This is a genomic window from Panacagrimonas sp., from assembly GCF_965216805.1.
GTDB lineage: Bacteria > Pseudomonadota > Gammaproteobacteria > Nevskiales > Nevskiaceae > Panacagrimonas.
The window spans coordinates 836,360-849,509 of sequence record NZ_CBDCGN010000003.1; the positions used below are offsets into that span (position 1 = coordinate 836,360).

Genomic DNA, 13,150 nt, shown 5'->3' on the forward strand with positions numbered 1-13,150 from the left:
AACCAACATGTCCGATACCTACCTCAAGACCGCCTCGGTGCTCGCCTTCGAGCGCAAGCTGGATCCTTCCGACGCGCTGCTGTTTTCCGGGAACTGGAACGAGCGCGACCAGGCTGACGCCTGGAAGCCGGTTGCACTGCGTCCGAAGTCCGTGCGAGGCACCATCTCCAACCGTCTCAAGACCAAGGACCAGGACCCGGCCAAGCTCGACGCCGCCATCGAGAATCCCAATCTCCAGACTGTCGATGTGGCGGCGCTGCCTGGCGATGCCGACACCCTGCAGGTCCGGTTCACGCTGCGTGCGCTGCGGGGCACCGGCACGCCGTCAGCTTGCAACGACGCGGCCTACCAGAAGCGCTTGCTGGAAACCGTGCAGTCGTACGCGGAGTCACTTGGCTTCGGGGAACTGGCGCGCCGGTATGCATTCAACCTGGCCAACGGACGTTTCCTGTGGCGCAACCGCGTGGGTGCCGAGCAGGTGCTGGTACGCGTGTCCAAGCTCGTGGACGGAAGGGCCGAGAAGACCTGGGAGTTCGATGCACTCGCGTTGCCCCTGCGCAGCTTCGAGGCTTCCGGCCAGGCCGCATCCGAACTGGCCGAATTGGCTTCGCTGATCGAAGGCGGATTGAAGGGCGCGCACCACGTTCTGCTGAGCGTCACGGCCTTCGTCCGCGTCGGGGCGGGGCAGGAGGTGTTCCCTTCGCAGGAATTGATCCTCGATCGAGGGCGCGGCGACAAGAGCAAGACGCTCTATCACGTGGACGGAATCGCCGGCATCCATTCGCAAAAGCTCGGCAACGCCATTCGTACGGTAGACACCTGGTACCCCGATGCCGGGGAACTGGGACCGATTGCGGTGGAGCCTTACGGCTCGGTCACGACGCAGGGCAAGGCGTATCGTCAGCCCAAGGCCAAGGCAGATTTCTATTCGCTGCTCGACAACTGGGTGCTCAAGGGCAAGGTTCCCGATGAAGGCGATCAGCATTTCGTGATGGCCGTGCTGGTGCGCGGTGGTGTATTCGGCGAGGTGAACTGAGCCATGGACCACTATCTGGACATCCGGCTGTTGCCCGATCCAGAGTTCTCGCCCACCCACCTGATGAATGCCCTGTTCGCCAAGCTGCACCGCGTGCTGGCGCATCTTGGCAGTGACAACGTTGGAATCACGTTTCCCACTGCGCAAGGGCAGAAGCATGGGCTCGGAACCTGTATCAGGCTCCACGGAACCGAAGTGGCGCTTAAAGGACTCATGACCCACGAGTGGCTAGCTGGTGTGCGTGACCACGTCCGGTTATCCGCGATCACGATGGTGCCGACACATACTGGCTGGTGGCAGGTGCGTCGCGTCCAGGCCAAGAGTAATCCTGAGCGTTTGCGACGCCGCATGATGAAACGCAAAGGCTGCACCGCGGAGCAGGCAACGGCGGCGATTCCCGACGCGGCCGCCGAAATGCTGAACCTGCCGTTTCTGAGCGTACGCAGCAGCAGCACCGGGCAAGCTTTTCGCGTGTTCGTACGACAGAAACCGACCGAGTCGCCAGTTGGGGGCAAGTTCAACGCCTATGGCTTCAGCAGTACGGCGTCCCTACCGAGGTTCTGACCCTTTTTTCTGATTGAACCAAGGGTTCATCATATTCAGTAGCTTGCATGCTGTCTGAGGACGATGGTCGGCGGAGCTTCTTTGCGCTTAGTGTTTACGGCAGAAGTATTTTTGCCAGTTTCGCTCTTCTTCACTGCCGCGTAGGCAGCTCAGAAAAGGCCGATGACCGCCTCGTCAAGTGCATACGTCTTCACTGCCGCGTAGGCAGCTCAGAAATAGGTACGCGGAGAGGTCTACCGCATCCTCCGCTTCACTGCCGCGTAGGCAGCTCAGAAACGAGGGCATTCTCAAATGGATCATGCCATCCGCTTCACTGCCGCGTAGGCAGCTCAGAAAGTCTGCTGTTGCTCGCGCTCGGCGGATGCGTCCTTCACTGCCGCGTAGGCAGCTCAGAAATACGCGCCCGGTCCCGGTTGGGGCCGGGCTTTCTTCACTGCCGCGTAGGCAGCTCAGAAATGGATCGAGGCCGACACGGCGGACGGTCGGCACTTCACTGCCGCGTAGGCAGCTCAGAAATCAAGGATCGCCCACTGCAAAAGCCGCTGAACCTTCACTGCCGCGTAGGCAGCTCAGAAAGTTTCGGAAGGCGCAAAGCAGGTTTTTGCCAACTTCACTGCCGCGTAGGCAGCTCAGAAAGCCGCCTGATTACAGGCATTCCCTTGCGGGTGCTTCACTGCCGCGTAGGCAGCTCAGAAATGCGCGGCAGCCAGCGACACCGGCCGCCCGAACTTCACTGCCGCGTAGGCAGCTCAGAAATTGCCCGGGCTTAGCCGACCGATTGCGGCAGGCTTCACTGCCGCGTAGGCAGCTCAGAAATGCGTAGCGGGCCGCAGGGCGCAGAGCGACTGCTTCACTGCCGCGTAGGCAGCTCAGAAATGCGTGAATGCGTGCGCGGGTATTCCGAACGAACTTCACTGCCGCGTAGGCAGCTCAGAAATGGCGCTATCTGGTCCGGCAACGCTACTGGCCCTTCACTGCCGCGTAGGCAGCTCAGAAATGACTGCTGCCGATCGCCCATTCCGTGCCCTGCTTCACTGCCGCGTAGGCAGCTCAGAAATCCAGGTCAACGGCGTTATCAACGCTGGTTTCCTTCACTGCCGCGTAGGCAGCTCAGAAATAGCGCGCGACGTGGTGCTGGACATCACCGAACTTCACTGCCGCGTAGGCAGCTCAGAAATTGCCCATCTCACGCCGCAGCCGCATATCCGCCTTCACTGCCGCGTAGGCAGCTCAGAAAACGAGCTGGCCAAGCAATGCTCTTTCACCTCTCTTCACTGCCGCGTAGGCAGCTCAGAAAGTTCGCTCGCTGATATTGAGCATCGACGCGACCTTCACTGCCGCGTAGGCAGCTCAGAAATTGGCGTCAGATGAAACGGCCGTCTTGCACTCCTTCACTGCCGCGTAGGCAGCTCAGAAAAGGGCCGCCGCCGGGGACGCCTTCACTGCCGCGTAGGCAGCTCAGAAAACCCACAAAAAACCCCGCCGGAGCGGGGTGGGCTTCACTGCCGCGTAGGCAGCTCAGAAAGTGGCGGATAACGGCGTCCCCGGCTCTCACGCCTTCACTGCCGCGTAGGCAGCTCAGAAAATACTGCGGGAAGGCCGGCACCCCGTATTCATCTTCACTGCCGCGTAGGCAGCTCAGAAAGAGACACAGGCCAGTAATCCATCGCGCGGAGCCTTCACTGCCGCGTAGGCAGCTCAGAAATGTTTCGTAAACGAACTTTGGCTTCACGCGGCCTTCACTGCCGCGTAGGCAGCTCAGAAATCCAGAAGATCAGCGAGCAGTCGCCCGCTTTCCTTCACTGCCGCGTAGGCAGCTCAGAAAACTTCGGTCGGGGTCCGATAGGAGGCCAGCGCCTTCACTGCCGCGTAGGCAGCTCAGAAATGCGAGAATCCTCTCGACGTTGCGCTTGCAGACTTCACTGCCGCGTAGGCAGCTCAGAAACTCGGCGCCGGTGCGGTGACCTATGCCGCGGACTTCACTGCCGCGTAGGCAGCTCAGAAATGTGATCTCGGACCACGGAACCTTGCTGAAAACTTCACTGCCGCGTAGGCAGCTCAGAAACGGCCCGCTTGCCGGCCGGCACATGATCAGTGCCTTCACTGCCGCGTAGGCAGCTCAGAAAATGACCAGATACCGCCGCATCTGTGACCGGATCTTCACTGCCGCGTAGGCAGCTCAGAAACGAACCTGTATCACCTGCCTGAACACGGATTGCTTCACTGCCGCGTAGGCAGCTCAGAAATCGCCTCCCCACCAATAACGAACTTGGTAGCTCTTCACTGCCGCGTAGGCAGCTCAGAAATTACAGCAGGACAGCATCCGCGCGCGCACTTGCTTCACTGCCGCGTAGGCAGCTCAGAAAGCGGAGGAAGGCAAGCGGGCCGCTCAGGAACACTTCACTGCCGCGTAGGCAGCTCAGAAAATTGGCGTCACCAGACTTTGGCCCCTCGCCGACTTCACTGCCGCGTAGGCAGCTCAGAAACGACCGCAGCAGAAACGCGGAAGGAGATGCTACTTCACTGCCGCGTAGGCAGCTCAGAAAGTAATGGCATAACCAGTAAAGCGCTTTCCTGCCTTCACTGCCGCGTAGGCAGCTCAGAAATTTCGAGAATCCTCGCGAGGGCTCGCGCAATCCTTCACTGCCGCGTAGGCAGCTCAGAAATCAGAGAGCGCGCTCATGTCAGGCCCCCTCGCCTTCACTGCCGCGTAGGCAGCTCAGAAAATAAGCCAATAGCCAATAGCCAAGAAAAAGAACTTCACTGCCGCGTAGGCAGCTCAGAAACACGATCTGGCAAAGAAGTGGAAGGCTCTCCACTTCACTGCCGCGTAGGCAGCTCAGAAATACCTGAACACGGATTGACGGTGCTACTTGGCCTTCACTGCCGCGTAGGCAGCTCAGAAATGCCCGCCTTCCAGGCTGATCTGGTTGTACAGCTTCACTGCCGCGTAGGCAGCTCAGAAAGTCAAGGGAAAAGAATTTCTTCAGAACCTTGTCTTCACTGCCGCGTAGGCAGCTCAGAAACTGATCGAGATCAAGGATGGCCGGAAGTCGGCCCTTCACTGCCGCGTAGGCAGCTCAGAAATTCCGCGGCGAAACTGAGCGCGATAACCCGGGCTTCACTGCCGCGTAGGCAGCTCAGAAAGATAATGATCGACTCAGGCAATAGCTCATACGCTTCACTGCCGCGTAGGCAGCTCAGAAAAATAGCTGGGAGACGCTGATCCCGACAGTGCGCTTCACTGCCGCGTAGGCAGCTCAGAAAGCGCCGGGAACCTGAGCCTGGCCGAGATCGGCCTTCACTGCCGCGTAGGCAGCTCAGAAAATAGAGCGGGAGATCGATGTCGAGACGGCCAGCCTTCACTGCCGCGTAGGCAGCTCAGAAATGGATCGAGGCCGACACGGCGGACGGTCGGCACTTCACTGCCGCGTAGGCAGCTCAGAAAGGCGTGGTGCGCCGCTATGGACCGAGCCCGGACTTCACTGCCGCGTAGGCAGCTCAGAAACGGCGGCCTTCTCGATTACGAGCCGCCCAGGCCTTCACTGCCGCGTAGGCAGCTCAGAAAGCCCCGATCCTGCCGGCGCAGGTGCCGCAAGGCTTCACTGCCGCGTAGGCAGCTCAGAAATTGTCCCAAACAATCGCGCCGCCTTGCAGCTTCTTCACTGCCGCGTAGGCAGCTCAGAAAATTCGGTGCCGACGTGATCGAACGAGTCCCGGCTTCACTGCCGCGTAGGCAGCTCAGAAATGTCACGCGCTGTCACGCTCCGTCACGCAGGACTTCACTGCCGCGTAGGCAGCTCAGAAAAGCACCCAGGTGGACCTGACCGACGCGGCCGACTTCACTGCCGCGTAGGCAGCTCAGAAATCCGCGCACTGGCGCGCCCATTCCAGTTCGACCTTCACTGCCGCGTAGGCAGCTCAGAAAAACGCGGAGACAGCGACCCGATGCGGTCCATGCTTCACTGCCGCGTAGGCAGCTCAGAAATGACGTGACGACAAAGCTCGGCGGCGTCGAGACTTCACTGCCGCGTAGGCAGCTCAGAAAAGTCGGATTCTCGCGCGTGCTGGCCAGCGTCAGCTTCACTGCCGCGTAGGCAGCTCAGAAAGCCTCGAACGGGCAGACGATGACCATTCGGAACTTCACTGCCGCGTAGGCAGCTCAGAAATGGACGACCTGAGGGACAGGCCGGACCAATACCTTCACTGCCGCGTAGGCAGCTCAGAAAGCCAGGACAAACGGCAATGGCAACGCACAGACCTTCACTGCCGCGTAGGCAGCTCAGAAATTGCCCATGTTCCAGAACACGTCCAGCCACAGCTTCACTGCCGCGTAGGCAGCTCAGAAATATGACCAGCCCTATGGCGAGGCGCTGTTCTCCTTCACTGCCGCGTAGGCAGCTCAGAAATTTTCCAGTGCCGCAGGGGCGAGGTTCGATACCTTCACTGCCGCGTAGGCAGCTCAGAAAATGCCCACAGCATGGCATCGCCGTGGCGGATACTTCACTGCCGCGTAGGCAGCTCAGAAAACTCCCTCACCTCGGTTTCGACGATCATCGCCCTTCACTGCCGCGTAGGCAGCTCAGAAATTCCCGGCTGATCTCTAGCTTCGAGGCGAAATCTTCACTGCCGCGTAGGCAGCTCAGAAAACCTCAAGCGCCTGGGCATGGCGGACCTGGTGCTTCACTGCCGCGTAGGCAGCTCAGAAAGGATGGCTCGATGCGGCAGATGTACGTGGGCACTTCACTGCCGCGTAGGCAGCTCAGAAATGGGCAATGAGCCGCAGGGCGACATCGGCAAGCTTCACTGCCGCGTAGGCAGCTCAGAAAACTACCTGCAGGCCATCGACAGCGGGCTGAGCCTTCACTGCCGCGTAGGCAGCTCAGAAATACCTGAACACGGCTTGACGGTGCTACTTGGCCTTCACTGCCGCGTAGGCAGCTCAGAAATGCGCGTGCTGCTGCCGATGTGCCCGCCGGATCTTCACTGCCGCGTAGGCAGCTCAGAAATGGCTGCGCAATCGTTACGCCAGCGCGGCTACCTTCACTGCCGCGTAGGCAGCTCAGAAATAGGGGTCATGGACACCGGGCAGGCTCTTACGCTTCACTGCCGCGTAGGCAGCTCAGAAATTACGGCGACATGGTTGGCGATACCCGCCACTCTTCACTGCCGCGTAGGCAGCTCAGAAAACCAGCAGCGACAGCGGCGCTTTGCGGTGCATCTTCACTGCCGCGTAGGCAGCTCAGAAATTCCAGCGCAACGCGATCGATGAACTCCTCATCTTCACTGCCGCGTAGGCAGCTCAGAAATGCGGACGCCAACGCATACAGTGCCGTTGTCGCTTCACTGCCGCGTAGGCAGCTCAGAAAACGCCCAGGTCCATCTTCGGCAGCCAGATCAGCTTCACTGCCGCGTAGGCAGCTCAGAAATTGACCGCGGAGATGCTGGCCGGCCGGGTGATCTTCACTGCCGCGTAGGCAGCTCAGAAAATCACGCGCGGTGCCGAGAACTGCTATGACGGCTTCACTGCCGCGTAGGCAGCTCAGAAATCGAGGAAGACGACCGCCGCCACGCCGTGGTGCTTCACTGCCGCGAAGGCAGCTCAGAAATGTGCAGCAAGGCGGAGAGATCTGCTCTTACTCTTCACTGCCGCGTAGGCAGCTCAGAAAGCCTCGAAATCCGCGAACGCGGCCGTGGGGTGCTTCACTGCCGCGTAGGCAGCTCAGAAACTCGGCGCGATGCGCGCTGCACTGCACGGGGTCTTCACTGCCGCGTAGGCAGCTGAGAAATGACTCGCACGGTGCAGCGTTGGGGCGTGCGCCTTCACTGCCGCGTAGGCAGCTCAGAAAGTCAGCGCGCCGCAGTCTTTCGCCGCGTCGATCTTCACTGCCGCGTAGGCAGCTCAGAAAAGCGCCTCTAAGCCATACTCGCCTTCGTATCTCTTCACTGCCGCGTAGGCAGCTCAGAAAAGGCAGCCGCGATGAATATGCGGCGCCGAGTGCTTCACTGCCGCGTAGGCAGCTCAGAAATTCCCCTTCAGGAATTCGAGGTAGTCCATTAGCTTCACTGCCGCGTAGGCAGCTCAGAAACGCCGTATTCGCGAAGCCTTAGCTGCGGTCGACTTCACTGCCGCGTAGGCAGCTCAGAAATACCGCGCCGGCCTGCAAGTGCGCCTGGCCATCTTCACTGCCGCGTAGGCAGCTCAGAAAATCCGAGTTCTTCGAGCTTGGCGCCGATCAGCCTTCACTGCCGCGTAGGCAGCTCAGAAAATGTGCAATCCCCAGCGTGCGGCACCGAACAGCTTCACTGCCGCGTAGGCAGCTCAGAAATCGCGCATCGATGAGCTGTGGGAGAAGTCCGACTTCACTGCCGCGTAGGCAGCTCAGAAACGGCGTGTTTATCGTCGTCGTCGCGCCCTTCGTCTTCACTGCCGCGTAGGCAGCTCAGAAATTGACGATCTCAGCCTGCAGGCTGGCCAATTGCTTCACTGCCGCGTAGGCAGCTCAGAAATCGTCCCGCACCTGATCGGCCGTCATGATCTTCTTCACTGCCGCGTAGGCAGCTCAGAAATTCCAGGGCCTGCTTCGGCAGCCCCTCCCAGACTTCACTGCCGCGTAGGCAGCTCAGAAAGTCTCCTTGTCGTCGTCATCGGTCACGAGGGCCTTCACTGCCGCGTAGGCAGCTCAGAAATACGACGGCCTCACGGCCGCCGTCGACTGGTCCTTCACTGCCGCGTAGGCAGCTCAGAAATGACCGACACGCGGTGCCGCGACGGCCGCGACCTTCACTGCCGCGTAGGCAGCTCAGAAAAACGGAAGACCCGTCCGGGACAGGGGCCTCGGCTTCACTGCCGCGTAGGCAGCTCAGAAAACCATCGCGCCCACCGCGATGGCTCAGACCACCTTCACTGCCGCGTAGGCAGCTCAGAAATGGGCGTCCATGAGGCCACCGTCAGCCGCGTGCTTCACTGCCGCGTAGGCAGCTCAGAAAGCAAAAGGGGCAGGCGATACCTGTCGCGTCTCCTTCACTGCCGCGTAGGCAGCTCAGAAAGTCGGAACATCCCCGGCCACCGGCACCACCGCCTTCACTGCCGCGTAGGCAGCTCAGAAAATTGACGTGAGCCCGGAAAGTGGGGGGCGATTCTTCACTGCCGCGTAGGCAGCTCAGAAATGCAGCGGCTGGGTGTAGCCGTCAAGGTCGAGCTTCACTGCCGCGTAGGCAGCTCAGAAACATCAGGGCTGTGCACGCAATCGCGGTACACCCTTCACTGCCGCGTAGGCAGCTCAGAAAGCTACCCGCTGCGCCCCATGCGCGTGCAGGACCTTCACTGCCGCGTAGGCAGCTCAGAAAGATCACGTGACCACCCGCCCCAGGCACATGGCCTTCACTGCCGCGTAGGCAGCTCAGAAATGTACCTCGCGCTCGATGGCCTCCGCCCGACGCTTCACTGCCGCGTAGGCAGCTCAGAAAGCTGATGCTGCCCAGTTCCTGCAGCACCTCGCCCTTCACTGCCGCGTAGGCAGCTCAGAAATGGTGCGCAGGCGCGCCGCCGAGCAGGCCATGCTTCACTGCCGCGTAGGCAGCTCAGAAACCGCTGGTGGTCGTGAGCTGCCCGGCGTTGACCTTCACTGCCGCGTAGGCAGCTCAGAAAGTCAAGGCGCTGGGCAAGAGCGAGGCCTGGGTCTTCACTGCCGCGTAGGCAGCTCAGAAACTGGAACGGTCGTTAAACGATGACCCCCGCGACCTTCACTGCCGCGTAGGCAGCTCAGAAAGCCATCCTTCGCACCGAGGGCGCCTGGCTAAGCTTCACTGCCGCGTAGGCAGCTCAGAAATCGACGCGCCGGCCAACGACGCCGGTGCAGCCCTTCACTGCCGCGTAGGCAGCTCAGAAAACCGGCGCCGGCATGGCCGGCAGCGGCAGGGTCTTCACTGCCGCGTAGGCAGCTCAGAAAGCGGCCATTGACTCGTCCTGCGTGGTCACCTGCTTCACTGCCGCGTAGGCAGCTCAGAAAAACATCCTGGCGACCCGCGCCGGCATCTACGACTTCACTGCCGCGTAGGCAGCTCAGAAAAGGATCGACGTGATCATCTTGCCGCGCTGGGCCTTCACTGCCGCGTAGGCAGCTCAGAAACCCCTCGGGCTATAGGTCCGCCAAATCGTCGGCGCCGCCGCCTCGGCGAAGCAGCCGCGGGAGTTGTGCCAGCGATTGAATGACGGCGTGAGGCTGACCTGGGAGTTGCTCTGGCCGTTGGTCGTAGCGATTGCACCAGGCGACGCGAAATCCAAAATGAGCGGCGCCCGCCGCGTCCCAGCCGTTGGAAGATACGAAAGCGATGTGCTCTCGACGGACTCCGAAACGCTTCTCGGCGAGTTCGTAGACGCTCGGATGCGGCTTGAACACGCCTACCTCCGCGACCGAAAGGATCAAGTCCAATAAACCGGACAGACCCGCGTGCTGGCAGCCGGTGACGATCATTTCGGGCGATCCGTTAGTGAGAATGCCGGTCTTGTAGCCCAGAGCGCGTATCTCACGCAGAGCCGGCGCGGCGTCCGCAAAGGGCGATAGCTGCTGGTACAGGTTCATGAGGCGGGATCGCAGGGCGGGATCGTCGATTTGAAGCGTCTCCAGCGCGTAGTCCAAGGCCTCGCCAGTGACTTGCCAGAACGGGACATAGGCGCCCATGAGGGACCTTAGCCACGTGTATTGAACCTGCTTCGAGCGCCATAGATCGGACAGCTTCTCGGCACGAGTACCGAGCACGTCTCGCGCCTGGTCAGCGGCGGAGTTGAAGTCGAGCAACGTGCCATACGCGTCGAACACGCAGGCCTCGATACCATCGAATGCAGGGCTCATGTCGGTTTCAGTTCGAATAATGGAATTGGATGCTCAACTAACCTGTCGAGCTCGGCATCACTTAAGTGCACGCGGTACGGGAAGGCCTCAACGATGCCACGCTCGACGTTATTCTGACGAGACTCTCGTAGACGTTCTGACTCACTCAGCTCGATAATCGGGGCCGGCGAGTGCCAACTGTTCCTCAAGCAAGGCAGCTGTCCGCACACAGAAAACCCGTTGCCTGCTGGGTTGGAAGATAGCGTCCGCCGACTACGCAGACGATCTCTCCACTAGCCGCGTCTCGGGTGATGCGCGTCAGTGCGTCATTCGATCGCTTCGCGACATGTGTTGTACAGAAGAGGAAGGCCCAAGAGCCGAACGCGCACTGGTCATTTCTGTTTGTGCGTGCGGCTCTTTCCTCTTCGAGCGGCTTTGCTAAACCCGCTCGAAAATCACCGCAATTCCCTGGCCGCCGCCGATGCACATGGTGGCCAGGCCGTAGCGGCCGCCGCTGAGGTGCAGTTCGTGGATCAGTTTGGTGGCGATGATGGCACCGGTGGCGCCGACCGGGTGGCCCAGCGAGATGCCGGAGCCGTTGGGGTTGACCTTGGCCGGGTCGAAGCCGAGCTCCTGGGTGACCGCGCAGGCCTGGGCGGCGAAGGCTTCGTTGGATTCGATGACGTCGAGATCGGACACCTTGAGCCCTGCACGTGCCAGTGCCGCGCGTGTTGCGGGTACCGGGCCGATGCCCATGTACGCAGGCTCCACGCCGGAGTGGGCGTAAGCAACGACGCGGGCCAGCGGTTTCAGATTCAGCGCTTGGGCCTTGTCTGCGGTGGCCAGCACCAGCGCTGCAGCACCGTCGTTGATGCCAGAGGCATTCCCGGCGGTGACCAGACCGTCCTTCTTGAAGGCGGGCTTCATCTTGGCCAGCGACTCGACGCTGGTGTCGCCGCGCACGTGTTCGTCCACTTCGAACACCACGGTGCCTTTGCGCGTGGCGATCTCCACCGGAACGATCTGGCTCTTGAAGCGGCCTTCGGCGATGGCCTTGGCGGCGCGCTGCTGGCTTTGCACCGCGAGCTGGTCCTGCATCTGCCGCGAGATGCCGTGGCGCGCCGCGACGTTCTCGGCGGTGATGCCCATGTGCATGCCTTCGAACGGGTCGTGCAGGATGCCGGTCATGTAATCCAGCATCTGGGTGTCGCCCATGCGTGCACCCCAGCGCGCGGCCTGCATCAAATACGGCCCGCGGCTCATGGACTCGGCGCCGGCGCCGATAGCGATGTCGGCATCGCCCAGCAGCAGGCATTGGGTGGCCGACACGATCGCCTGCAGACCCGAGCCGCACAGCCGGTTCACGTTGAAGGCGGGCGTTTCCTGGGGCAGGCCGGCTTCCAGCGCGGCGACGCGACTCAGATAGGCATCGCGCGGTTCGGTGGGAATGACGTTGCCCATGGCGAGGTGCCCCACCGCTTCCGGCGACACCCCGGCGCGCTGCACGGCGTGCTGGACCGCCAGGGTCGCCAGGCGCGACAGCGGCACGTCCTTCAGGCCTCCGCCAAAACTGCCGATGGCGGTGCGCACCGCGCTGAGGACCACGATGTCAGGCTTGTTCATGTCGATCTCGAAATAAGGAAAGGGCATGCACCGGATAGGTTCTTACACCGGGTCCCAGGTGAACACGTCGCCCGAGCGGTGCAGCGCGTAGAAGTCGTTTTCGAACTGCGGGAACACGCGGTCGACGATGGCTTGCGGCGTCCAGCCTTCTGCGGTGTGCGCGGTGCGGATCGGACGCGGCTGACTGAACAGATAAATCTCGTTGTTGCGCACGCCGAAGATCTGACCGCTCACATGCCGGGCCTGATCGCTGGCCAGCGCGGCGACGAAGGGTGCGATCTTTTCCGGGATCAGTTTCTTCAGGCCCTCCACGCGCTTCTTCTGTTCCGGCGTTTCGTCCGGAATCGAGCTGACCATGCGCGTCCACGCAAACGGCGCCACCGCGTTGGAACGCACCCCGAACTTCTGCATGTCCAGCGCGATGGACTTGGACAACCCGACGATGCCGAGCTTGGCCGCGCAGTAGTTGACCTGTCCGAAATTGCCGATCAGGCCGGAGGTGGAGGTCATGTGGATGAAGCTGCCCGAGCCCTGCGCCTTGAAGTGCGGCGCGGCGGCGCGGCTGGTGTTGAAGCTGCCCTTGAGATGCACCGCGATCACGGCATCGAATTCCTCTTCGCTCATGCGGTGAAAGATCGCGTCGCGCAGATTGCCGGCGTTGTTGACGATGGTGTCGATGCGCCCGAAGGTCTTGAGTGCGGTGTCCACCATGGCGTGAGCAGCGTCGAAGCTCGCCACCGAATTCGTGTCCGCAACGGCTTCGCCGCCCATGGCGCGAATCTCGGACACCACGCTGTCGGCGGGCGATTCGCCGGTGGAGCCTCCGGTGAGGCTGACGCCAAGGTCGTTGACGACGATCCTGGCGCCTTCGGCCGACATGGCCAGCGCGATGCCGCGGCCGATGCCGCGACCGGCGCCGGTGACGATGGCCACCTTGCCGGCAAGCAAGTTCGAGGAAGCGGGAGCGTTCATGGTTCGGGGGTCTCGGTCAGGTGGGTTTGTTGGCCACGGATTTCACGGATCGACACAGATGTTCTTCACCGCAACTCGCGTTCGATCCTCTATGGCCTCGCCTTTGCCAGTATCCGCGTTC

Annotated in this window: 5 protein-coding genes and 1 CRISPR repeat array; of the genes, 2 read left to right on the forward strand and 3 right to left on the reverse strand. The window is 61.4% G+C overall.

The window, feature by feature from the left end; all coding sequences use genetic code 11:
* Positions 1 to 7: 7 nt before the first annotated feature.
* Positions 8 to 1,036, forward strand: coding sequence for a type I-F CRISPR-associated protein Csy3 (gene csy3, locus ACOOHP_RS16935; protein WP_420467662.1), 1,029 nt, complete (start codon positions 8 to 10; stop codon positions 1,034 to 1,036).
* Positions 1,037 to 1,039: 3 nt separating this feature from the next.
* The gene (gene cas6f, locus ACOOHP_RS16940; RefSeq protein ID WP_420467663.1) at positions 1,040 to 1,600 is read left to right on the forward strand and encodes a type I-F CRISPR-associated endoribonuclease Cas6/Csy4; all 561 of its coding nucleotides are present in this window, start codon (positions 1,040 to 1,042) and stop codon (positions 1,598 to 1,600) included.
* Positions 1,601 to 1,728: 128 nt separating this feature from the next.
* Positions 1,729 to 9,732: a CRISPR direct-repeat array (repeat unit 28 nt; unit sequence CTTCACTGCCGCGTAGGCAGCTCAGAAA).
* A 9-nt stretch (positions 9,733 to 9,741) separates the two neighbouring features.
* Here cas6f and ACOOHP_RS16945 read toward each other — a convergent pair.
* The 3 genes from ACOOHP_RS16945 to ACOOHP_RS16955 form a co-directional block, all read right to left on the reverse strand.
* Positions 9,742 to 10,455 carry a haloacid dehalogenase type II gene (locus ACOOHP_RS16945; protein WP_420467664.1) on the reverse strand — a complete coding sequence of 238 codons (714 nt, stop codon included), beginning with the start codon at positions 10,453 to 10,455 and terminating at the stop codon, positions 9,742 to 9,744.
* A gap of 417 nt (positions 10,456 to 10,872) precedes the next feature.
* Positions 10,873 to 12,057, reverse strand: coding sequence for an acetyl-CoA C-acyltransferase family protein (locus ACOOHP_RS16950; RefSeq protein ID WP_420467665.1), 1,185 nt, complete (start codon positions 12,055 to 12,057; stop codon positions 10,873 to 10,875).
* Between the two features lie 42 nt (positions 12,058 to 12,099).
* Positions 12,100 to 13,029, reverse strand: coding sequence for an SDR family NAD(P)-dependent oxidoreductase (locus ACOOHP_RS16955; protein WP_420467666.1), 930 nt, complete (start codon positions 13,027 to 13,029; stop codon positions 12,100 to 12,102).
* Between the last annotated feature and the right edge of the window lie 121 nt (positions 13,030 to 13,150).

Bases quoted from the DNA above. Each gene is read 5' to 3' on its own strand.
- ACOOHP_RS16945 (WP_420467664.1), bottom strand. From the start codon at position 10,455: ATGAGCCCTGCATTCGATGGTATCGAGGCCTGCGTGTTCGACGCGTAT.
- csy3 (WP_420467662.1), top strand. From the start codon at position 8: ATGTCCGATACCTACCTCAAGACCGCCTCGGTGCTCGCCTTCGAGCGC.
- cas6f (WP_420467663.1), top strand. From the start codon at position 1,040: ATGGACCACTATCTGGACATCCGGCTGTTGCCCGATCCAGAGTTCTCG.
- ACOOHP_RS16950 (WP_420467665.1), bottom strand. From the start codon at position 12,057: ATGAACAAGCCTGACATCGTGGTCCTCAGCGCGGTGCGCACCGCCATC.
- ACOOHP_RS16955 (WP_420467666.1), bottom strand. From the start codon at position 13,029: ATGAACGCTCCCGCTTCCTCGAACTTGCTTGCCGGCAAGGTGGCCATC.